The organism is Cutibacterium sp. 37298 (assembly GCF_023838685.1).
Lineage (GTDB): Bacteria > Actinomycetota > Actinomycetes > Propionibacteriales > Propionibacteriaceae > Cutibacterium > Cutibacterium acnes.
This window is the reverse complement of record NZ_JAJNRJ010000002.1, coordinates 130,661-151,076: the sequence shown is the minus strand read 5'-3', so window position 1 is coordinate 151,076 and position 20,416 is coordinate 130,661. Positions and strand designations below refer to the sequence as shown.

General features: G+C 57.4%; 24 protein-coding genes, 1 tRNA gene and 2 pseudogenes. 9 read left to right on the top strand and 18 right to left on the bottom strand.

Annotated elements, in window-relative coordinates:
* Positions 1 to 41 precede the first annotated feature (41 nt).
* On the top strand, positions 42 to 116 hold the full coding sequence (locus tag LRP59_RS12225) for a 50S ribosomal protein bL37 (protein ID WP_369797015.1): 75 nt from the start codon (positions 42 to 44) through the stop codon (positions 114 to 116).
* An 89-nt stretch (positions 117 to 205) separates the two neighbouring features.
* Here the strand turns inward: LRP59_RS12225 and LRP59_RS05160 are convergent, their stop codons facing one another.
* Positions 206 to 472: an anti-sigma factor RsrA gene (locus tag LRP59_RS05160; protein ID WP_002513442.1), complete on the bottom strand. Its 267-nt coding sequence runs from the start codon at positions 470 to 472 to the stop codon at positions 206 to 208.
* Complete coding sequence (locus LRP59_RS05155; protein ID WP_027584993.1) at positions 469 to 1,173, bottom strand: sigma-70 family RNA polymerase sigma factor; 705 nt, start codon at positions 1,171 to 1,173, stop codon at positions 469 to 471. The genes LRP59_RS05160 and LRP59_RS05155 overlap by 4 nt, the downstream gene beginning before the upstream one ends.
* 190 nt (positions 1,174 to 1,363) lie before the next feature.
* On the opposite strand from LRP59_RS05155, the gene LRP59_RS05150 reads away from it, so the two are divergent.
* The 3 genes from LRP59_RS05150 to rsgA are packed head-to-tail and all read left to right on the top strand — an operon-like array spanning position 1,364 to position 4,278.
* Positions 1,364 to 1,996, top strand: a complete 633-nt coding sequence (locus tag LRP59_RS05150) for a DoxX family membrane protein (protein WP_002521536.1) — start codon at positions 1,364 to 1,366, stop codon at positions 1,994 to 1,996.
* The gene (aroA, locus tag LRP59_RS05145) at positions 1,986 to 3,275 is read left to right on the top strand and encodes a 3-phosphoshikimate 1-carboxyvinyltransferase (protein WP_002516846.1); all 1,290 of its coding nucleotides are present in this window, start codon (positions 1,986 to 1,988) and stop codon (positions 3,273 to 3,275) included. Before LRP59_RS05150 ends, aroA begins: the two co-directional genes overlap by 11 nt.
* A gap of 1 nt (position 3,276) precedes the next feature.
* Positions 3,277 to 4,278: a ribosome small subunit-dependent GTPase A gene (gene rsgA, locus LRP59_RS05140; protein ID WP_002513438.1), complete on the top strand. Its 1,002-nt coding sequence runs from the start codon at positions 3,277 to 3,279 to the stop codon at positions 4,276 to 4,278.
* Positions 4,279 to 4,699: 421 nt separating this feature from the next.
* On the opposite strand, the pseudogene LRP59_RS05135 reads toward rsgA, so the two are convergent.
* A pseudogene (locus tag LRP59_RS05135) lies at positions 4,700 to 4,963 on the bottom strand (hypothetical protein); the annotation flags it as partial.
* Between the two features lie 376 nt (positions 4,964 to 5,339).
* Between LRP59_RS05135 and LRP59_RS05130 the strand changes: the two are divergent.
* Entirely contained in the window at positions 5,340 to 6,128 is a 789-nt protein-coding gene (locus LRP59_RS05130; RefSeq protein ID WP_032502361.1) for an inositol monophosphatase family protein, read from the top strand.
* 43 nt (positions 6,129 to 6,171) lie between these two features.
* On the opposite strand, the gene serA is transcribed toward LRP59_RS05130, so the two are convergent.
* Genes serA through LRP59_RS05100 form a run of 6 tightly spaced genes read right to left on the bottom strand, consistent with a single transcriptional unit; the run spans position 6,172 to position 12,273 of the window.
* Complete coding sequence (serA, locus tag LRP59_RS05125) at positions 6,172 to 7,362, bottom strand: phosphoglycerate dehydrogenase (RefSeq protein ID WP_002513435.1); 1,191 nt, start codon at positions 7,360 to 7,362, stop codon at positions 6,172 to 6,174.
* Between the two features lie 46 nt (positions 7,363 to 7,408).
* Complete coding sequence (locus LRP59_RS05120) at positions 7,409 to 8,194, bottom strand: ABC transporter ATP-binding protein (protein WP_002513434.1); 786 nt, start codon at positions 8,192 to 8,194, stop codon at positions 7,409 to 7,411.
* Complete coding sequence (locus tag LRP59_RS05115; protein ID WP_002513433.1) at positions 8,194 to 9,003, bottom strand: ABC transporter ATP-binding protein; 810 nt, start codon at positions 9,001 to 9,003, stop codon at positions 8,194 to 8,196. The genes LRP59_RS05120 and LRP59_RS05115 overlap by 1 nt, the downstream gene beginning before the upstream one ends.
* A complete protein-coding gene (locus tag LRP59_RS05110; protein ID WP_002516777.1) occupies positions 9,003 to 9,815 on the bottom strand; it encodes an ABC transporter permease in 813 nt (270 codons plus the stop codon). Before LRP59_RS05110 ends, LRP59_RS05115 begins: the two co-directional genes overlap by 1 nt.
* On the bottom strand, positions 9,812 to 10,789 hold the full coding sequence (locus LRP59_RS05105; RefSeq protein ID WP_002513431.1) for an ABC transporter permease: 978 nt from the start codon (positions 10,787 to 10,789) through the stop codon (positions 9,812 to 9,814). Before LRP59_RS05105 ends, LRP59_RS05110 begins: the two co-directional genes overlap by 4 nt.
* Positions 10,786 to 12,273, bottom strand: coding sequence for an ABC transporter substrate-binding protein (locus tag LRP59_RS05100; RefSeq protein ID WP_002513430.1), 1,488 nt, complete (start codon positions 12,271 to 12,273; stop codon positions 10,786 to 10,788). Before LRP59_RS05100 ends, LRP59_RS05105 begins: the two co-directional genes overlap by 4 nt.
* Positions 12,274 to 12,468: 195 nt before the next feature.
* On the opposite strand from LRP59_RS05100, the gene LRP59_RS05095 reads away from it, so the two are divergent.
* A tRNA-Met gene (locus LRP59_RS05095) sits at positions 12,469 to 12,545 on the top strand.
* Here LRP59_RS05095 and LRP59_RS05090 read toward each other — a convergent pair.
* Positions 12,502 to 12,750 (bottom strand): helix-turn-helix domain-containing protein, encoded by a 249-nt coding sequence (locus LRP59_RS05090; RefSeq protein WP_014167252.1) that lies wholly within the window; start codon positions 12,748 to 12,750, stop codon positions 12,502 to 12,504. The two genes, LRP59_RS05095 and LRP59_RS05090, sit on opposite strands and share 44 nt — an antisense overlap.
* Positions 12,751 to 12,813: 63 nt before the next feature.
* Between LRP59_RS05090 and LRP59_RS05085 the strand changes: the two genes are divergently transcribed.
* From LRP59_RS05085 to LRP59_RS05075, 3 genes are all read left to right on the top strand, one after another.
* Positions 12,814 to 12,969 carry a helix-turn-helix domain-containing protein gene (locus tag LRP59_RS05085; protein ID WP_002533042.1) on the top strand — a complete coding sequence of 52 codons (156 nt, stop codon included), beginning with the start codon at positions 12,814 to 12,816 and terminating at the stop codon, positions 12,967 to 12,969.
* A complete protein-coding gene (locus LRP59_RS05080) occupies positions 12,966 to 13,520 on the top strand; it encodes a hypothetical protein (protein WP_002518897.1) in 555 nt (184 codons plus the stop codon). The genes LRP59_RS05085 and LRP59_RS05080 overlap by 4 nt, the downstream gene beginning before the upstream one ends.
* Before the next feature lie 638 nt (positions 13,521 to 14,158).
* Positions 14,159 to 14,554, top strand: coding sequence for a hypothetical protein (locus LRP59_RS05075; protein ID WP_002518896.1), 396 nt, complete (start codon positions 14,159 to 14,161; stop codon positions 14,552 to 14,554).
* Between the two features lie 345 nt (positions 14,555 to 14,899).
* On the opposite strand, the pseudogene LRP59_RS05070 reads toward LRP59_RS05075, so the two are convergent.
* From LRP59_RS05070 to LRP59_RS05035, 8 genes and pseudogenes are all read right to left on the bottom strand, one after another.
* A pseudogene (locus tag LRP59_RS05070) lies at positions 14,900 to 15,312 on the bottom strand (XRE family transcriptional regulator).
* Between the two features lie 200 nt (positions 15,313 to 15,512).
* Entirely contained in the window at positions 15,513 to 15,770 is a 258-nt protein-coding gene (locus LRP59_RS05065) for a hypothetical protein (protein WP_002513427.1), read from the bottom strand.
* Entirely contained in the window at positions 15,767 to 16,351 is a 585-nt protein-coding gene (locus LRP59_RS05060; RefSeq protein WP_002513426.1) for a ParA family protein, read from the bottom strand. The genes LRP59_RS05065 and LRP59_RS05060 overlap by 4 nt, the downstream gene beginning before the upstream one ends.
* A 373-nt stretch (positions 16,352 to 16,724) precedes the next feature.
* A complete protein-coding gene (locus tag LRP59_RS05055; protein ID WP_002533161.1) occupies positions 16,725 to 17,546 on the bottom strand; it encodes a DUF929 family protein in 822 nt (273 codons plus the stop codon).
* Between the two features lie 159 nt (positions 17,547 to 17,705).
* The gene (locus tag LRP59_RS05050) at positions 17,706 to 17,918 is read right to left on the bottom strand and encodes a hypothetical protein (protein ID WP_002513424.1); all 213 of its coding nucleotides are present in this window, start codon (positions 17,916 to 17,918) and stop codon (positions 17,706 to 17,708) included.
* A 40-nt stretch (positions 17,919 to 17,958) separates the two neighbouring features.
* A complete protein-coding gene (locus tag LRP59_RS05045) occupies positions 17,959 to 18,198 on the bottom strand; it encodes a hypothetical protein (protein ID WP_002513423.1) in 240 nt (79 codons plus the stop codon).
* 58 nt (positions 18,199 to 18,256) lie between these two features.
* Positions 18,257 to 18,382: a hypothetical protein gene (locus LRP59_RS05040; RefSeq protein WP_002513422.1), complete on the bottom strand. Its 126-nt coding sequence runs from the start codon at positions 18,380 to 18,382 to the stop codon at positions 18,257 to 18,259.
* A gap of 463 nt (positions 18,383 to 18,845) precedes the next feature.
* Complete coding sequence (locus tag LRP59_RS05035) at positions 18,846 to 19,997, bottom strand: MFS transporter (RefSeq protein ID WP_074025690.1); 1,152 nt, start codon at positions 19,995 to 19,997, stop codon at positions 18,846 to 18,848.
* Positions 19,998 to 20,416 lie beyond the last annotated feature (419 nt).

The following is a 20,416-nucleotide window of genomic DNA, read 5'->3' as shown; positions in this document are numbered from 1 at the left end:
ATCAGTAGGGAGGTTTATGACCCCTCAGGAAGGAGAGCGCCATGGGCAAAACTGGTCGTAAGCGTCGTGCGCGTCGTAAGAAGGGCGCCAACCACGGCAAGCGTCCCAACGCTTGAGGTTTGGGATAGTAAGGCCCCCGTCCCTAGGGACGGGGGCCTTACTCGTCGTGCTGACTCCCCCCCATGCTCAGGGACTCACACCGAGCTCAGGCCTGCCAGCGATACGTGACGTGCATTTGCACGAGACGACTCCGCAACTGCATAGGAGCTGCGACGGTGCGGTTGCACCGTTTGAGAGCTCGAGAGACGGCAGCTTCCATATCGGCTTCATCCATGCAACTTTCGCACGCCGCGATGTGACGGCGGAAGGCATCAGCATCGTGCTCACTCATTTCTCCATGGAGGAATTCCTGGAGATGGTCAATGACCCAATAACAGGATTCCTCGTTACCAGCGGACTGGGTCATCGTCATCCCTCCCTTCCTGCTCTACGGGCTATCGCAGAACGACCAAGATCCTCTTCATCTACTTGCCCGGCGCGAGGACCGATCCCTCGAGCGCCTGCGACGTCGACCAACTGTTTACGCAGCTGCTTGCGAGCACGATTTAGCCGACTCATCACGGTCCCGATTGGGGTGCCCATGATTTCAGCGATTTCCTTGTACGCGAAGCCCTCGACATCAGCCAGCAAAACGACCTGGCGGAACTCATCCGACAACCCGTCCAGAGCGTCTAGAATCTGCTGGTCAGGCAGCCCATCTAGGGCCTCCAACTCGGCAGACCGCAAACCGTTGCTGTCATGGGACGCAGCTTTAGCGATCTGCCAATCCTCGACGTCCTGGTCATCTGATGTCTGGGGGCGACGCTGAGCCTTGCGGTACGAGTTGATGTAGGTATTCGTCAGAATGCGATACAGCCAAGCCTTGAGGTTCGTACCAGGTCGGAACTGGTGGAACGAGGAAAAAGCTTTGGCATAGGCCTCTTGGACAACATCTTCGGCGTCAGCCGGGTTGCGGGTCATGCGCAGCGCGGCGCCATAGAGCTGGTCAAGGTATTCGAGGGCGTCACGCTCGAAACGTTGCGCCCTCTGGGTTTTCGTCTCTTCAGCGACGTCGACGGTGCCCGACGCATCCACGCGACGATCCATCCTGTCCTCGGATTCACGTGTGATCATCGTGTGCCAGCTTAGTGCACAGCGTTGGCCCTCGAAAAAGCGAGGCCTCCGCAACGTACGGGGCGCGATAAGCGCAGCGGTCATGGTGCGTCAACACACATGCCAGGCTACTGTATTCCCGCAACTAGTCATCATCTGGCGAAAATTATGCCCAGTTAGCTACCGCAGAAGCCTTCGGCGCGGTAGACATATGTCCATGAGTATCATCCGAGGCTTGGGCCGGACCATGTTCGCCAGTTACTTCATCGTTAAGGGGACGAATTCCGCGATGAAGCCCGATTCCTTCGTGGAAGATGCCGCGCCGGTCGTTGACCGTCTCCTCCCTGTGGTGCAGCACGCGCTGCCGGCGTCTATCAGTGCCTACATTCCTGAGGACACCAAGACCCTGGTCCGCGCCACCGGTGCTGCCCAGGCCTTCGGCGGCCTTGGAATGGCAACCGGCCTTGCTCGTCGCGCTGGCGCCGGCGTCGTTGCTGCAACGATGGTCCCGCATGTGCTCGCCTCTATTCCCGACAAGACCTCACCGAAGGATGAGCGCACTGCCGCCCGTTCCGTCTTGCTGCGCAACGTCGCGTTGCTCGGTGGGGCGATGATGGCCTCCCGCGACACCGCAGGCCACCCCAGCCTGGCCTGGCGCGCCGCCGACACCCAGCGCCGCGTTTCCTCGGCAGCAAGCGGCCAGCGCAAAGCCATTACCTCGTCGGTTGATGGCTTGTCAAAATCGGCCCGTAAGAAGCTGAAGAAGGCCCAGAAGAAAGCCGCTAAGACTCAGAAGAAGGCTCAGAAAAAGGCCAAGAAAGCTCAGAAGAAGATTGCTGACTGACCAGCATCTGTGGAACGCCCCGCGAGCCGAGCGCCTTCTCGCGGGGCGTGTCACGGTCCCGGGGTCAAAGTCCCAGACGAACCGTGCCCTTGTCCTCGCAGCTCTCAGTGACGGGCCTAGCGTCCTTGAGGGCGTTTTGGCATCCCGAGATTCCTATCTCATGTCAGCCGGGCTGCAGCTCCTCGGAGCAGACATCCAGCCCATCGGCCCCGGCTCCGTTCAAGTCATGCCAGGTCTGGCTCATCCGACCGGCCCGATCGAGTGTGGAATGGCCGGTACCGTGATGAGGTTCCTTCCGGTCGTGGCCGCGCTGGTGCCTGGACAGACCCGATTCGTGGGAGACGAGCAAGCCTCTCGACGCCCTATCGCGCCAGTTCTCAATGGGTTGCGCCAGCTCGGCGTCGAGGTCGATTCTGACCGACTGCCGTTTTCCCTGAACGCCCCGGACCGCATGTGCGGCCCAAAGGTCACGATCGATTCGGCGACATCGAGCCAATTCATCTCGGCCTTGTTGCTAGCCTCAGCTCGTTTCCCGCAGGGAATTGACCTTCGTCATAATGGGGCGTCAGTGCCGTCGATCCCTCACATCGCCATGACCTGTACCATGTTGGCGGACCGAGGTGTCACCGTAGTCTCAGACGAGCCGTGCCACTGGGTGGTGCGACCTGGACCAATACATGCCCTCGATGACGTCATCGAACCCGACCTCACCAATGCCGCGGTATTCCTCGCAGCTGCCTTAATTGTCGGCGGGTCTGTGACAGTGCCTGGTTGGCCGACAGACAGCACCCAGCCTGGCGCACAGTTCATGGGGATCGCCGAAAAGATGGGAGCGATGGTATCCCGTGTTGACGGCTCAATGACTATCGCCGCCCAAGGCTGGCAAGAGTTGCGGCCTCTTGACGTCGACCTCCATGAGGCCAGTGAACTTACACCAGTCGTTGCAGCTGTGGCCTCTCTTGCTCGGGGCCGCTCGCGTATCCGTGGTGTGGCGCATATTCGCGGCCACGAAACAGACCGCCTTGCCGCTCTCGAGCACGAACTGGCTAAGTTGGGCGTTGAGGTCCAGCAAACCGACAACGGCCTAGACATCACTGGTCGAGGTGCTGACAAGCTGCACGGTGGAAAATTTGGATGTTACGCCGATCATCGAATGGCTCATGCCGGGGCTCTTCTTGGACTTGTCATCGACGGGGTTGAGCTCGACGACATCACTTGCACGTCGAAGACCATGCCGCAGTTCCCGCAGATGTGGGCCAACCTCGTCGAGGAGGTTTGACGTGTCTCCTCGACGTTTAGCCTCCTCTGGGATCGACATGCGTGACTGGTCCTCCTATGACCGTCCCAAGCGCCGCACCAAGCCGCGAACCAAGCAGCGTCCTGACTACTCGTCGTTGCCGATTGGGACCGTTATCACCATTGATCGTGGCCGCTATCGCTGTCGTCTTGATGACGGTGTGGAAGTGACCGCCGCCAAGGCCCGGCAGCTTGGTCGGAAGTCAGTCATTGTTGGCGATAAAGTGCGGCTTGACGGCGACGTGTCGGGAGCCGAGGGATCCCTCGCTAGAATCGTACACACTGAAGAACGCGTCACTGTGCTCAGGCGCACCGCAGACGACACTGACCCCCATGAGCGCCCTATCGTCGCTAATGCCGATCAGGTGGTCGTCGTTACGGCTCTTGCTGACCCCCCACCGCGTCCAGGCATAATCGATCGCATCCTTGTGGCAGCCCATGCTGCGGGAGTCTCCCCCATCCTCTGTCTCACTAAAGCTGACCTCGCCTCCGGCGACGACTTCGTCGCAATGTATTCGCAGCTGGGAATACCCGTCACCACAAGCCAGCCCGGAGCAGACCTTGCCGAGTTGCACCAACTTCTCAGAGGCAAGGTGAGCGTTCTCGTCGGCCACTCGGGTGTTGGTAAGTCAACCCTCATCAATGCTCTGGTTCCTGGTGTCAACCGGGTCACTGGCCACGTCAATGACGTCACTGGGCGAGGACGCCATACCTCTACTAGCGCTGAAGCGATCCCGTTGTCCGAAGGCGGTTGGATCATCGATACCCCAGGGGTGCGCTCCTTCGGATTGTCCCACGTCCCCACTGGGGACATCCTGGCCGGATTCGAAGAGCTCGATGCCGTGTCCGTCGACTGCCCTCGCGGATGCCAGCACACCAATAGCAGCCCAGAGTGTGCACTCGACGACGCCGTGTCCGATGGACGGGTGCAGCAATCTCGGGTGGACTCGCTGCGTCGGCTATTGAGCGCCACCGCTCCCCGCTGATCAGCGGACGGGGAGCACGCTCAATTCTTGTTGCCAAGCTCGTCCTGGCTATCGATTTTGGAGCACCCTGAGACGTCCGGATGAATGTAGCGATACCGTCCGCTTCTTTCTCCCGGCATCCCACGTAAGGCATGTGCCCGGTGTCGAAGAAAGCCTCTTCGATGCGATCAAGCGCGCGATCGTCCAACTTGAGATAGTTGATGGTGTCTCGAGCCGCTAAGTACGGGGTTGCCAGGTCGTAGTGGGCGTACTCGACACGCACACGCAGCCCCTTCTGGGCCCGCAGAATGCGTTCCAGCTTGTCTGTGACGTTGACCGGACGCCCCTGGAACTCCTTATAGTCCCAATTCTTATACAACGGCAGACTGAGGTTGTACTGCGACTCCGTGGTGACGCCAAGCTCGCTACGCAGGCAGTGCTGGAAGCCATGTACGAAAACGGCGGCAGTGTCGTCCCCGCTGGGATCGGTATCGGCGATCTCGTCAGTCCGCCTCGGCAGAGCACCCGTATAACGTCCATCGATGCGACCAACGACTTTACCTTTGCTGCGCAGCAGCTCAGTGCAGAACCTCACGTGCTCAATACGAAGATCAGCGCGCTCAATGTAATTGACGTCCAGACCTGTAAGCCGCGAAACAGTGGCGACAACCTGGGCCCTGTCAGCCGGATCGAGGCGGTGGACCGCAGGACGAGACCCATATGTAACCACACTGACGAGGACCCAGGCCCGCCATTAAAGACAAACGTCAACGGCCTCGTCGTGGGGTCGGTATCGTCAAGGGTGTACGCTATGGCACCCATAAGCGCCTGCGGAGTATGGGCAGTATAGGCGTTATTGGCGACTTTCTCGCTGCCCACTACGACTCGCGGTGTAGCTAAGGTCGCCATCGATTATCGAGACGATGTGGTGGGTTATCACCACATCGTCGGTTGGGACTGGTTCCGCTGGAGCCTTGGTAGGAGTTTCGTTTGCCGTCATAAATTCAGCCTACGGTCGCCAGTCCCAAGGCACCGTGAGGTTTCATCTCCTCGATCTGCTGGTATCCCAGTATGGTGTGGATATGGCCGACCACACCGATGACCTCCGCCTGGCACATATCCTCGCTGACGACGCTGATTCTTTGACGATGTCTCGTTTTGGCGCCCGAGATCTGACGGTCTCGACTAAGCCTGACCATTCCGAAGTCACCGACGCCGACCTTGCCGTCGAAGATTCGGTGCGCAGAACCCTGTCTCGGATGCGCTCCCGGGACGCCGTCCACGGCGAGGAACGTGCCGATACCGGGGATGGACCCCGCCGGTGGATCATTGATCCAATCGACGGCACTGCGAATTTTCTGCGTGGGGTCCCAGTGTGGGCCACCCTCATTGCCCTCAGCGTCGAGGATCAGATTGTCGCATCTGTGGTCTCTGCTCCTGCCCTCAAACGACGCTGGTGGGCAGCCCGTGGCTCAGGAGCATGGTCGGGCAAATCCCTGGCCTCAGCGACACCGATCCACGTCTCGAATGTGCGCAATCTTGCCGACGCATTCTTGTCCTACTCTTCGCTGCACGGATGGGTCGAGAGCGGACAAGGGCGCGGGTTCGGTGAACTCATGCGGTCGGTGTGGCGGACCCGAGCCTTCGGCGATTTCTGGTCTTACATGATGGTGGCAGAAGGTGTCGTCGATGTGGCATGCGAGCCGGAACTCAGCCTGCACGACATGGCCGCCCTCGACGCTATCGTCACCGAGGCGGGCGGTAAGTTCACCGGTCTGGATGGCAAAGACGGCCCGTGGTCTGGAAATGCTCTGGCGTCGAATGGTTTCCTTCATGACCAGGCCCTAGCCATGGTCCAGCCCCAGGAGTGAGCACCGGTCGCCGGACGTCCCTGCCCCCGCTGCGCATCGCCGATTAGAGGATACGAGCCCGAATTGTCCCCTCAAGATCGGTGACATTGGCGAGCAACCCACTGTCAGTCTCCGCAATGTCGAGAATGCAGTAACCGAGCTCGCCCTTCGTCGCCAGAGCCTGGTAAGTGACGTTTCCCCCCTGATCAGCAACGAGTCGGTTCAGGGTCGCCATGACACCTGGGACATTGCGATGTAGATGGCCGATGCGAGCACCCGTGCGAGGCGATGGGGTGATCTCAGGAATGTTAACACTCATTCCGGTCGCGCCGTTATCTACATAGTCGATAAGTTTCCCGGCGACGTAACGACCGATATCAACTTGAGCCTCTTGGGTGGACCCGCCGATATGCGGGGTCAGAATAACATTGTCCATCTCGCGCAACGGAGAGATAAAGGGCTCTTTTCCGGAGGCCGGCTCTTCGGGATACACGTCCACTCCTGCGCCAGCGATGTGTCCAGTACGTAGGTTGTCCACCAGAGCATTGATGTCGACGACCTTGCCTCGCGACAAGTTTAGAAAGAGGGACCTCGGTCGCATCATGGCGAATTCGCGATCCCCGATAAGATCGGTGTTGCTGGGGCGTCCATCGATATGAAGAGACACCGTCTCGACGCTACCAAGCAGCTCTTCCATGGAATCACACTTGTGAGCGTTGCCCATAGGTAAAACATCAGCGATGTCATAGAAAAACACCTGCATGCCCATGGCCTCTGCCACGACCGACAGCTGCTGGCCAATATTGCCGTAGCCGATAATGCCTAGTCGACGTCCACGAATCTCGTGCGACCCAATTGCGAACTTACGCCACACACCATTGTGCATTTGAGTATTGCGATCGCCTAGACGACGGGCCAGAGCGATGATCTCTGCCATGACAAGCTCAACGACTGAACGGGTATTGGAATAAGGAGCATTAAAAGCGGGAACGCCAGCCTCGGCTAACGCATCAAGATCCATCTGGTTAGTGCCAATACAAAAAGCGCCAACCGCATAGAGATTGTCGCCACAGGCCTCAACGACCCGACGAGTAACGCGGGTACGTGATCTGATGCCCAACAGGTCAACTCCGTCAAGGGCGCTGATGAGGTCATCCTCGTCAAGGGCCTCACTTACCCGCTCGACCTCGTATCCGGCCTTTTTCAGTGTTCGGACCGCTTCGTCATGGATGTTCTCGAGTAGCAGCGCCTTCATAACCGCCAGTTTATGGAGGGGGCAAGCGCGACCCGTTGCGGGCGTCTCAATGGGTGGAATCGTCGACGCGAATGCGTGGAATCGCTCTCAGTAGCTCCTGAGTAACCACGTGCTGCGGGTCACGGTACACGTCCGCGAGCTTACCCCGCTCGACGATCCGCCCAAGGCTCATGACAGCTACCGTGTCACATAAATGTCGCACGACGCCAAGGTCATGGGAAACGAAGATCATCGTCAGACCACGTTCCCTCACTAGATCATTGAGTAGGTTAAGGACCTGAGCCCGCACCGACACATCCAGCGCCGACACGGGTTCGTCAGCAAGCAGGACGTCGGGTTCAGTCACCAAGGCCCTCGCAATGGCGATACGTTGTCGTTGCCCGCCTGAAAACTCGTGCGGAAAGCGGCTAGCAGATTCGGGATCCAGGCCAACGTCAACCATGACCTTCGCCAGCCTGTCCCTGCGCTGCTGGCGAGTCGTTCGTCGTGCAACCGGCGACCGCAACGGCTCAGTGATTGCCCTTCCAATACTCATACGAGGGTCAAGGGAGGATCGTGGATCCTGGAACACCATCGCAGCGGATCGCCGAAGCTCCCGGATAGCGTTAGCATCTGTGAGGGATTTCCCCCTAAAACGAACAGTCCCTGAATCTGGCTGTCGTAGCGCCATCATCACCTTAAGCAGGGTGGATTTTCCAGCGCCAGACCCGCCAACTAGACCTAGCCGCTGTCCTTCGTTAACGTGCAGCGAAACTCCATCAAGAGCATTGGTGCCTCCACTGCTTGATCCCAGGTGCAGGTGTAAATCCTCGACCTCGATCTGAGCCGTCATCAATCCTCCAACGCGATTGTCATCCCAGGCTCAACAAGGTCGAGTCGGGCAGCCCGCAGTAAACGACGAGTGTAAGGATGATCAGGGTGAGATAACACATTACGCGCTGATCCGGCCTCAACGACCTTGCCCGACGTCATGACGATAAGCTCCCGGCAGATGTGCGAGACAACCGCCAAATCGTGGGTAATAAATAGGCATGCGGCACCAACCGAGTCAAGCACCTCATCGATAGTCGCCAGTACCTGAGACTGCACCGTAACGTCCAAGGCGGTCGTCGGCTCGTCGCACATGAGCAGATCCGGCGAGTTCACCAACGCCATGGCAAGCAGAACCCGTTGACGCTGGCCACCGGACAGTTGATGCGGATAGGAATCCATCACCCTGGCTGGATCCTCAATACCGACTTGCTCAAGCATCTCAAGGACGTGTCCACGAGCATGGCCGCGAGTGACGGTGCGGTGCAGGAGCGGCACCTCGCCTACTTGCCGACCGACCTTCATAGTTGGGTCCAGAGCGGTCATAGGTTCCTGGAAAACCATTCCAATACTGCCACCCCGAAGGGCCGACATGGCACGGTCCGAGGCTCCTACCAGCTCCTTACCGCGCCAGCGCACCGAGCCAGACACGTGCGCGTTGCCAGGCAGCAGACCCATGATCGCCAGGGCTGTGACGGATTTGCCCGACCCAGACTCGCCGATGAGTCCGAGCCGCTCACCGGCGTCCAGAGACCAGCTCACGTGGTCAACGGCGACCCGCCGGTGCCGCCCGAAGTCGACAACCAAGTCATTAACCTCTAGCAAAGGCATCAACGAACCTCCCTCAAACGCGGGTCAAGGAAGTCTCGTAATCCGTCACCAAGGAGGGTGAATCCCATCACGGCTCCCGCGATAGCCACGGCTGGCGCCACGGTCAACCAGGGTGAATCAAAAAGGTACACCTGCGAGTCCCGCAGCATACGCCCCCAGGTCGGGACGGTCGCCGGTGTCGCTAAACCGAGGTAGCTCAGCGCAGCCTCGGCCAAGATCGCCGTGCCATAGGAGACAGAGGCCTGCACCCCAATCAGTGGAGCGATATTGGGAAGAACATGGTTAAAAGCCACAGACCTCCATGCCATCCCGGAGCTGCGCGCGGCAACCACATAGTCCTGCGCGAGGATCTGGCGGCTGGCAGTTCGGGTAATGCGTGCGAACACTGGCACCGTCGATACCCCGATCGCAATCATCCCTGTCAGCGTCGATCCGCCTACGGCAGCCGCCAGGATGATGGCAAGCAACAGGGCCGGGAAAGCGTAGAGAAGGTCTGCGGCTCGACCAACGACTGTTGACCACGGACGAGGCAGCATTGCCGAGGTAACCCCCCAAGGCACCCCGATACCAGCTGCTATGAGCACTGAGACCACGCCAACGAGCAGACAAGTACGAGCACCCACAAACATTCGCGAGGCAATATCGGAACCGAATCCGTCAGTGCCTAGCCAGTACTGCCCATTAGGCCCCATCAGCCGTTCAGCTGGGACAACAAGATTGGGATCGTGCGGAGTCCACACTGCGGAAGTCGCCCCCGCGATGACGACGATTCCAACCAGCACACATCCAATGACCAGACCTGCCCGTTTCATGAATGCTCCTCCTGAGCAGCGCGGATCGTTGTTCGTAGGCGCGGATCGAGGACGACGACGATGAGGTCCGTGAGATAAGAGATGGCCATCACAATCGCCACGATGACCATGACGACGTCGCTCACGACAAGCAAGTCACGGGTGCTGACTGCGTCGAGAAGATACGACCCGAGTCCAGGAATGACGAACACTTCTTCCACGACGATGGCGCCAACAAGCATCGCGCTGGCCTGAAGTCCAAGCACGGTGGCCAGACTGATCGAGGCATTGCGCAACCCATGACGATGCAGGGCCGGCCACAGCCGCCACCCGACCGCCCGCGCCGTCTGCATGTGATCGTCAGTTAGCACATCGATGAAGGCGCTGCGCACATACCGCGTCATGACGGCTGCCTGAACGATCGAGAGAGACAACACAGGCAAGATGAGGTGGGCTGCCCATGCACCGGCATCCTCATGCAGGGGAACGTAGCCGCCAGCCGGTAACCAACCGAGAGTCACGGAGAACAGCAAGATGAGTAGGATGCCAGCTAAGAAGGCAGGAATGCTCATCAAAACCTGGGACAGTGCTGAGGCCACAAAGCCGCGACTTTTCCGACGATGTACAGCTGCATACGCTCCTACCGGTAAGCAGACCAGCAGAGCGAGCACGAGGGACAACCCAACCAACCAGCCGGTCACCGCAAGACGAGAAGCAATCTGCGGGCCGATGGGTTCGGCGGAAACCATTGAGGTGCCAAGGTCACCCCGAACTAGGGAACTAATCCAGTCCCAGTAACGCTGGGGCCAGGGAAGATCGAGTCCAAGCCGAGAGCGCACAGTAGCAGCAGCTTTGGGGTCGGCATTGGCGCCAAGAATAACCTGAGCGACATCCCCGGGTAGCAAGCTGAGTAGCGCAAAAACGACAAAGGAAGCGACGATTAGCCACACCAGCAGCTCCCCTAAGGGAATTAAGACACGTTTGAGGACGGTCACTTCGACCTCCTCACCTTGGTCAGATCGAAACTCATTGACGTTGAGTTGCGTTGCAGACCGGTGATGCCAGACTTGCTGATGGTGATCTTCGGCATAAGGAAGAGAAACCCACCCGCGGCGTCGGTAGCCAGGATCCGGCTGGCCTGCATCATCGTCTCGTTGGTGCGATCGGCCGGACCAGTGCGCGCCGACTCGATAAGACGATTAAATTCCTTATTGTGGTAACGCCAGTAGTAATCCGGGTTCGCCCAGTTGACAATGTCGCGAGCCTCGACATGGGCGACGATCGTGAGGTCGTAGTCCGCATGGGTGTAAACGACATCGAGCCAACGGGCGGGAAATTCCAGCTCGTCGGTGACGACGTTGATGCCAACCTGGGCAAGCTCAGAGGCCACCACCCTGGACGCTGCAGTCGCGTAGGGCAATGCGGCTGTACGGAGCCTGAGAGTAAGGCCGTTGCCATACCCGGCGTCAGCAAGCAATTTTCGTGCCCGGACCGGATCATGTGGCCAGGTATGAGACAGGTCGGTATACCAGGGGTCAGTGGGAGGAACCATCGACCCGATGAGAGTTCCCTGCCCGTTCCAGACGACGTCAAGCAGACCCTTCCGGTCAATCGCCATAAGGATGGCCTGACGCACCCGCCGGTCTGAGAGAGCCTTCGACGTATTGTTCATTCCGAGGACCACCTCGCCGTTGGTGGTCCCACGTAACACCCGATAGTTCGGGTTACCGGTAAACCGGGATAACGCTTGCGGAGTCGTCATGTCGGAGACCACGTCGAGATCCCCCGACAGCAGGGCTGCCGTCTGAGATGTCGGGTCGGAATAGTAAGCAAAGCGGACGGTAGGGCGATTCCCCTCGTGCCAAGGTTGCGGAGAGGGAGACAAGGTCACCGAGTGTCCGGGGGTGAACTCAGTGACGCCATAGGGCCCGGACCCTTGAGGTCGGGTAGCCAGGTCCTTCGTCGCAGGATCGATGACAACTCCCGACGTGCTAGCCAGGTTAAACAATAGGAAGTTGTCGCGGTTCGACAGATCGAGGATGACGGTGGAGTCATCCGGGGTATGAATAGCCTTGATCGCAGCCAGGTTCGCCTGATTCACCGGGCTTGCCGACGCACCCCTCATACGCTCTAGGGAAGCCTTGACGGCAGCCGAAGTCACCCGGGCGCCAGACGCAAACCGGGCGTTGGGGTCAAGGCGAAAAGTGAGTCGCAAACCGTCATCAGAAAGCTTCCACGACTTCGCCAGCAACCCGACGAGTTTGCCCGAATCATCAACCCGAACGAGAGTCTCATAAACGTTATAGAGCAGGACCTGCGGAATCGCCGCGGCCGCGTTGGACACTAAGTCGAGGGTTGGAGGGGCTGCTGTTGCCCCGATGGTGAGTACGTTGTCGTCAGTCGACTGGCAACCGGCGATTCCTGTGGCCGACAAAGCTACCGCAACGGCTAGCCCTGCAGCTTTGAGCTGGTCTCGCATCGTCTAGTCATGCTCCCTTCGGGCTCGGCGCCCTGCCGGCGAGCATAGACCCCCTGTGCGCCCTACGCGAACCCCTCGAGATCAGTGTGGTAGGGCGCCCGAGAATGAGTACCCACCACCATTGGCTTTTCGGTCGGGCTTTCCCACATCTGATTTGTACTGCAACAGTGTGATCTGTATAGTGAAGCGAGCCGACGCGGGGTGGAGCAGTTCGGTAGCTCGCCGGGCTCATAACCCGGAGGTCACAGGTTCAAATCCTGTCCCCGCTACCAGTTCCCCGTCAGCTTCAGGGTTGGCGGGGATTTTTCTACCCCGTGCGGGCAGCAGAGTACTGACCTCTACACCAAGAAATTCGGCAACATGGAATAGGTCGCCGATAGACCACCCAATCTCCCCGCGCAGCTTTCGCCCAGCGGCCGCTGGGGTAACCCCCAAAGCTCGCCCCAGCTCCACCCGAGTGAGCCTTTTTCTGAACATGAGTGAGTTGACAGTGATCCCCACAGCTTCGTCTGCCGTATAGCCCGAAAGTACGCCTCGCTTGTGAATCCGACTCACAAGTTGGTGTTGGCCGCATTGGCGAATTTTGCTGATGCTGATCTGGCGTGGCCGAGGGTGGATACGTTGTCGCAGTTGACGTCGTCGTCGCGGCGGACGGTGTTTCGGGCTGTGGATGTTAGTAGGCGCAGGCTTGATTGAGCGTCTTCGTGGGTGTGAGCGAGCGGAACAGGGTGGGCTGCATCGGGCGCAATCGGTGTGGCGTTTACGGGTGCCCGATAGCGTCTCGCGGCGTCATAGTGGCCGTGACCGTCGTCCTGGAATGGTTCGTGAATCCCCTAGTCAAATCCACTGTGACACTGGTGACACACTCCTCCACACCCCCCTTATTTGGTAGAGGTCTGCAGCCTGGTAGTCCTCTAAGCGCCATAACAGTCGTGTGTTCATCGGCTTCTTCCAAGGTTTGTGTTAGCGCGATGTTGCGTAATAGCCTATTCCTACGAAAACGGAGTGGGAGTCTGAGGACATCCCACCCAACCCCCGGTGGGATGTCCAGCACGACGCGGACCGAAGCCGGGGGCTTCTTTGTGTCTGGAGTCACAATCTCACTGTTACGATGTGGGGCCGCCACGCTAGTTCTTTTCTTGCCATCGTCAATCGTGTCTCCTATTCGGGTAAAGGCGTTGGGTTATGGTCAGGTGCCGGTGTGGTGGGGTGGCCAGTGCGGTGGTGTTAGTGGGCAGGGCTGTTGATGCTTGGTTAGGTGCGGGCAGGATGATGTTGGGGTGGTTCATCCAGTGAAGTCGCGGTAGGCGTTGATGCGCCGAGCGACGTGTTCCCAACGTGCACGCAGTTCAGGGCTGGTGATCGCGTCGGGTACGAGTCCGAGGGCGTTGATCCAGGCTGGGCGGTCGGAGTGGTGACGCGAGCAGGAGTTCGAGGGCTACCGTTAAACGATGTGCGTTGCGTGAGGCGGCACGTCAGCATCGTGGGATAAGTGAAGCGATGGCCTCAGGGGTGTCACTATTAGACTGGTACCAACAACCGTTATGGTGAAGGCCCGCGCGGTGAGCACAGGCCTAGTTGTAGTGGTCATGGCGAGGCAATGTTAGCTGCGGCTTTCTGGACCGATTCTGCATGCCGGTTGACGAACTCTGTTGCAGTAGTTTGAGCTGAGCTGTTTCAGGGCTCAAGCGGCCGGTAGCAGTGTCATGGGGGAATCCCAAGAAGGGAAAGTGGGGTCTTCTTCCACTGCGACCTCTGAGCCGCCCAGTTACCCGCAATCAGAGTGGAACCGGCGCTAGGGACGTGTGTCCGGTATGGGCTGGCCTGACATGAGCGGCACCGTTATGGTGTATGTATAAGTGGGTCTTTGCGCTGGCAGGATGTGTTGAACGTGGCAACGATGAGCAAGAGACATCCGGGACGGTTTGGGCACATTGTGGCTGAAATTATCCAAGACATCGTTGGTGTAGGTGTCGTGGCGATCAATAGTACCGTCCTAGTGATCATGGCGGCTGTTCTTGCTGAGTATGTTCCTTATAAACACTTCTACCACGTGGTAGGTAATGTGGTTGTGTACGCCTGTCTTGCTGCGGCGATTGCGGTGCCGTTTTTTGTACATCACTGGCGTAAGCGACGTCCGGGTTCACATCCCGCTACTGATTATGTGGGGCGTAGTGTGCGACGTGCTGGGCTACTAACGTTGATTGGCACGATGTTTATCGGGAAGCTAGTTTCACCCGCAACGCGTGGTATGTCACGTAGCTCACGGCGACGATGGTGAGCCGATCGCTGTGAGGTCAGGTGAATCGGCAGCCAACGACCTGACTGAGGTCTGGTTCGGGTTGCGCATGTGAGGGGCAAGAGGTGTCTGCCCCCTCACTCTTGTCAGTGTCGGTCTCCCGGTCGCCACTGTGATGATCAATCGGTCAGACTCGCCGCGCCGCCGCGTACAGTTCGGTTCCCGAAATATCGTCGCTGATCCGGTAGCGGCTAGTCCGGTTTGTCGCCAGCCCCAGCGGAAGAGCCTCGTGACCGTGGGAGGACGGTCTCATCGACAGGATCTGCCATTCTGAGCCACGTTCGAAAACGGTGGTTTTCGAGCAGCTGGTAAGTATTCAGAGGGGCATCAGCGGGTGAGTTGGTAAACCCTTGGCGGGTCACCCCAAGCACGCGGGCGGTGTCGTTGGCGCTGTATTTCTTCTCGACCCTCAGCAGAGTGACGGCCTCACGCTTGCATGTGGCCGCGTGATCAAGCACCTTCCGGGCTTGGCGCTCTTCCTCCTCACCTTCTTCCCACATGCGGCGGGCGTCGGCCTCACCATCCAAGCGAACGTGAACCTTAAACGCCTTCTCATCGGGTCCATCCTCATCCCAGGCGGTAATGATTCCGCGGGCCTCGTCTGCGACCTGACCCAACTTCACTGCTTGCCCAACCGCCCCGAGGGCCGGAATCTCGAATACCCAGAAATTCGCCTCAGGTGAGACCTCACGATGGGCGATCACGTCATAGACCGTCCCAACTTCTGCTGTCATGCTCATTACTTCCACTCCTTCGGAATCGTCACGCCTGCTCGCTCCAGCTGCGCCAGGACACCAGCGGACATGAGCCGGTGACCTGTTGGTATCGATACACGCCCGGCCCCGTTAGACCTCCCCCAGATTTCACGACTTCCTTATCACCAACGAGACCGGCGACGCACCTAGTACGTCGCCAGCCTCGTACCCTATGTCTCGTCCCCTTACTGGTAGGGGTCGTAAGGGAAGCCGTAAGTGTGTTCCAGGGCCTTGCGCAAAAGGTCGTTCATAGTCGTGTGCTCCTCGACGGCCCTCATCTTCAGCGCCGTGTGGGTAGCGGTGGGTAGCTTGACGTTGAACGCGGTGATCGGAGTCTTGGCTGACTGAAAGGTTTCAGAGACACTAGCTCCCTGACTTGCCGCCATCCGACCGGTGTAACGGCTGGCCTTGTCTGCGGCGGTGGGCTTGCGGTTCTTACTCACTTCAGCATCTCCTGGATCTGGGCAGCAACCTGGGCGAACTCTCCTAGATCTGTTGGCCGGGTCCCGATGGCTTGCCGATAGGCGACCCGCCGATGAACTTCCGCGTCGAGAACGTCTAGGCCCTCGACAGCGGCGGCCCCCTCATAGGCGTCACGGTATTGCCTGGTCCAATCGGCCTTGTTGAAGAGCAAGGCCCGGCGCGTGCCGTGGGCCACCTGGTAGGTCATCAACGCTCGATCCATATCCAGGTCCCCCGACTCAGTCGGGATAATAACCACATCAGCAACCTCGAGGGCTGCGGTAACCGTCTGAGAGTCACCAGGAGGAGTGTCAATAAAGACCAAGTCAGCATCGATGTCACGGCAACGCCTGACAATGGGGGCATTAGCCGGGCGGACCTCGAAATTCAGCCGGTCACCGGCCTCAAAAGCATCAGTAGCCCAAGACGTCGCCGATCCTTGCGGATCGGCATCCAACAAGACGACCCGATCCTGGCAAGACAGGGCCGTAGCCAGGTAGACCGCCGTGGTCGTCTTCCCAACCCCACCCTTGGTGTTAACAATAGAAATAACCCGTGACATATCTGCATCATTACACACATGTATCAGTGCATCAGTACATCTATGTATCGGCGTGGTGTGAGAAGAAAACCCAGCCCACATACAACGATCCCCCAGCCGACACCAACTCCGAGATCTTATGAAGAGACAACTCCCACAGGAGCTGCACCCCTCACAGGAGCCCACCAGATCCGCGTCAAGACCCCACACCCCTTACCAGCGCACCCTTCGTGACCAGCTCGAGACTCGACCCGATCAAGACACCGCGTAAGCGATGAGGTCACGGCCTGAACCACACCCTCAGCCTCAAGCCTGCACTCACAGAAACCCCTCCTGAACTGGACTTGCTCAGGAGGGGTTTTGTCTTGCCATGCGCCTAGACCAAGGCTGCGGGTCACCTCAGTTTTTCAGCTGCTGCCTTCACGCCAGGCGACGTGCAGACGTTCGCAGGTTTGTTACCAGTCCTGGAGCAAATTTCGGCAGTGAAGAGATTCGCCCCTCCTACGATCGCCTGCGCTTCTTTTGAATTTGGATTAGAAAGAGCTTTTACCACGTTTTTCGGATCTTCCCTCGCCATCCAAGGCATGTAGCTGGGATTCGATGTGGTGATGTCGCCCCAGTAGGAGAAAGGGATGCCTCGTCCTGGGTTGTACTTGCTAAATATATCTTGCTTAGATTCCGGCAAGTTTGCTATTTGCCGACCTTCCCTATCGGCTAACTCATAGGCGTCCAAGTCAACATACTTACTGCTGTACTTGTAGTTCCTAAAAGTAATCGTAGGAATGTTGGAAAGTTCCTTTTCTGCCGGGCTTGACAGGGTGTCTTTTAGCCCGCTGAAGGTTCCGAATCGAGACAAAGCTGCCGCGAGAGGGAGTCTTTCCATCGCGCAGAAGGGGCAGAACTCAGACCCCACATAAAAGAGCTTTACCTTGCCGTCCTTGTCAGGTTTATTCCCAGTCTTGGTGACCTGGAGCTCCGAAGAACCGGGACCAACCTTGTCATAAACGCTTTTAGGAATGGAGACAATCGCCTTAGAGATCATATCCTGGGAAGTCTCTATAGCGGGACCCTGGCGGGACTTATTAATAGCAAGTATCGTACCAAAGATGATAAGAGAGAGGGCCAGTACGCCCACGGCGACATAGGTGATCCTACGGCGCTTCATCTTGAGTGATTCGCGCTCTTGTTCCCTGCGGAGAATTTCTCGTTTGCTCATAAATTTATCAGTAGAGAGAAATTGAGCTAATGTTCAACGGAGGATTAATGAATGCACAGACAAATGAAATGAGATTCACTGTTTTTCTTTCTGTCGATTTAATCGAAAGGCAGTAAGATACTACTACATGAAGGGGCAACGGGTCGCCGACTCAGGGTGCTATGTCCAGAAATCGTGTCGCAACTGTGCCCGGTAAGCCCGGTTCTGGTCGATAAGTCGGGCACGTCCGAGGTCGGACTTGGCGAGTTTTCCCTCTGCGGTCTGAGCACGAGCCAGTGCGCATCTCGATACTTTCGCACCTCGGCCAGCAGGCCTCACACCTGGTCTGCCGTTTTCGAGCACCTGGCCCACGTCAGCCTCGACGGAAACCACGGCCCCACAACGACTCCACGCGCCCCTGACTCTTGGACCCTCAGCTAGCTTTGAGGGTCTGGGTGACCTCACGGGTGAGCGCTTGACAAGTCCACGCAGACACGGTCATGCCCTGCCGGGACACATCCCGTTCGATCAGCCTCCACACGCTGGCACTCACTCGGATCGTGCAAGGTTCCAGGGGTTCAGTCTCCACTTCCTCCCAAGCTCGACCCCCGAACGACTCGACCTGCAACCCCTCAAAACCTGACTCAGCTTCACCAGCCCACCGACTGACCATCTCATCGCTAATAGAACACCATTGTCGGCAACAAACTCACTCATCTCGCCCTCCTCATCTAAGCCAGAAACCCTTTCGTCAACCAATCCGCGTGAATCACCAATACGGACCCGTCAGCGCCACGAACAAACACCACCTCGATTACCCGCCCCGCACCATCAAATCCGATCGTGGCCCACCGCACCGGCTCAACATCCTCATCACCCCGACGCACCCGAGCCGGCCAAGGCGAAAACGGCCGACATCAGTTAAGACACCTCAAATAATCGGTCTCGATACATTCGGCCCATTCAACTTCAACACAGCCCACACCAACACCGAAACGCTTCACACTGCCATTAAGCAGCATATTCAGACCACCCTCGAAACAGCACCGTGCCACTGACACTAACAACCCCTTGAGGACACTCTTCAAAGGAAACCATAGCCATTAATAGCACCTCCTTAACCACACCTTTATAAAAACGGGCGCGGTAAACCGAGGAAAGTTCTAAGAGCTACCCCTGTTCGACAAAGCATTCCGAAACAACCGTACGATTATGGTCCAATCTGGTAAAAGGACTCGCGGTAGCTTCTTCCAAGCATAATTTCCAGAAAGCCGCCCGGTACAGGATCTGTCTGGGAACCATCGAACGGACTGTCCATCATCATTTGCAACGCAGCGACAGAGCAGCCAGGGCTGCCAAAGCAATCCAGTACATGAGGCCAAGATGGGCATGCTCCAACTGGCTGTAGACGGACAGTCCCATCCAAACACCGACCGTCTCACCTACAGCAGAGGTGAGCTGCCTCATGTTCATCGATTCCACGACAGGTCGGCCCTCGGTGAGGTTAGCAAAAGCAACATTAAGAATTGGCGCGAATACCGTCTCCCCCAACGAAAAGATAAACACCCCACAGAATACAAGGACTACGCCAAGCAATCCCTTTGAAGCATTAAAGAATAGCATCGATATACCAAGAGTATATACTCCTGACATCATGATCTTCTGGACTTTCACTCCAATTTTTAGCTGGCGTTCCACAAGCAAAGATATCGGAATTTGAATCAACACGACAAGCACTCCATTAGTCGTATAGAACAGCGACCTCATCATAGAACTTGTCGCTATTGCAGAAAAGACTAGGGAAAAACTTGAAAAGAATTGCCCTATCAGGATACTACCTATCAGCGCTATAATCGTTATTTTTCTCGCATCAGCCGTCCTGAATAATTCACGAAAAATTCTGATCCCCATCGGCGACCTCAGGGAACCTTCGCTCATCATCACGCCTTTCGGGGCAGCCATTGGCGCTAATATCGCAGCGATAAAGAGCGCTACACTGACTCCTAATAGAAACTGCTCATAAATATTTCTATCAAGTATCATATTACCGAGAATAGGACCTACCGCCGCAGTGCAATTCGCGACAACTTGAATGACAGCGAAACCGCGGTTCTGGGAAGCTCTATCAGGAGTTGCTAGCGCTATAAAGCTTCGCACACCAGTACCATTAACACTGAACCCTAGGCCCGCAGCGCCCAGAGCAGCAATTATCGCATAGGGGTTTGCCGCAAGCGCCACAACAGCGTAAGAAACCGAGATCAGAGTAAGAGCAATTCTTACGCAACTTCGCACTGATAAACGGTGAAGTGGCGAAGCAAGAAATAGAGCACCACCACGAGTCATCAGTGTAAGCACGCTTACCGACCCCGCGATGAGCCGTTCCTGCGTACTTCCAAATTTCAATGTAAGCAATAGAGGGAGGACCGGTAGCAACGCAAAGTAAGATGATTGGCTGAGAACTTGGTCTGCCATAATGAGGTTGAATACACGCCCAGGAAGCCGCGATTTTGACGGTTTACTTCGTGTCCCTATTGTCTTCACTGGCACCCCTAGACTTGAGTCCAATCAACGACGCTAACAGCTTCTTTAATCGCTTCATCACAAACTTTATCTTCCCGCACGAATCTTCGAGTTTAATGCTCATATTGGTATGACATATTCGATGCATAAAGCTTTCTCTAGTGAATATTAGACATTATATCTATGCTCTTGGTTCATGCGAAGATTATCGGTCGTTCCAGAGGTTGGCGAAGGGTGCGAATAGTGGTGCTGTCTTCACTGGTTCCGATCATTCACATAGCTGATGGCCTGTCGGTCTATGATGCCAGAACACACCTCGACCGAGAGCTCAACCACGAGCCACTGTGGGAATAGTGAACACGGAACTCATA